The 870-nt window shown below is 62.3% G+C and carries 2 protein-coding genes; both read left to right on the plus strand.

The genetic code is table 11. From position 1 onward, the window contains the following. A partial coding sequence (locus AC1DWF_RS33150; protein WP_476842746.1) for a VOC family protein occupies positions 1–465 on the plus strand: 465 nt, incomplete at its 5' end. An 11-nt stretch (positions 466–476) separates the two neighbouring features. Further along, a partial coding sequence (locus AC1DWF_RS33155) for an alpha/beta hydrolase (protein WP_476842747.1) occupies positions 477–870 on the plus strand: 394 nt, incomplete at its 3' end.

Below are 870 nucleotides of genomic sequence, written 5' to 3' on the forward strand. Positions count from 1 at the left end.
GCGACGCTCAGGCTGCGTGACGGTGCCGCCACCGAAGAGCTTTTGAAGTTCATGGGTTATGACGAGGTCGACACTTCGGGCAACATCAAGCGGCTTGCGGTGAAGAACGGCAATGGCGCCGATTTCATCGACATCGAAACGCTGCCGGGTGCATCTTTTGCCGGTCTTGGCGCAGGTTCGGTGCATCACATCGCCTTTGCGGTGGAGAATAGGGCCAAACAGCTCGAGGTGCGCAAGGCGTTGATGGACACGGGCTACCAGGTGACGCCGGTGATCGACCGCGACTATTTCTGGGCGATCTATTTCCGCACGCCAGGCGGCGTGCTGTTCGAGGTGGCGACCAACGAGCCCGGCTTCGACCGCGACGAGGACACCGCCCATCTCGGTGAGGCGCTGAAGCTGCCGACACAGCATGCGCATCTGCGCGATTATCTGGAAAAGAACCTGCAGCCGCTGGGCGACTGAGGAGGAATATGGTGAGCAAGGACAGCTACATCCACAAGGTGCTGCCTGGAGAGCCTGATGGCCCTCTGGTCTTCGCCTTCCACGGCACCGGCGGCGACGAAAACCAGCTTCTGGGCTTTGCCCGCGAGCTGGTGCCCGGCGCGACGATCGTTTCGCCACGCGGCGATGTCTCCGAAATGGGTGCGGCGCGTTTCTTCCGCCGTACCGGCGAGGGCGTCTACGACATGGACGATCTCGATCGTGCGACAGGCAGGATGGCGGACTTCGTCAAAGCCCATGTCGAGGCRGCAAAACCCTCGCGGGTTTTGGCGCTCGGCTATTCCAATGGCGCCAACATCCTGGCCTCGGTGCTGTTTGCCGAGCCCGGACTGTTCGACGCGGTAGCGCTGATGCACCCGCTGATCC

This window comes from Aminobacter sp. P4_D5, assembly GCF_056401815.1.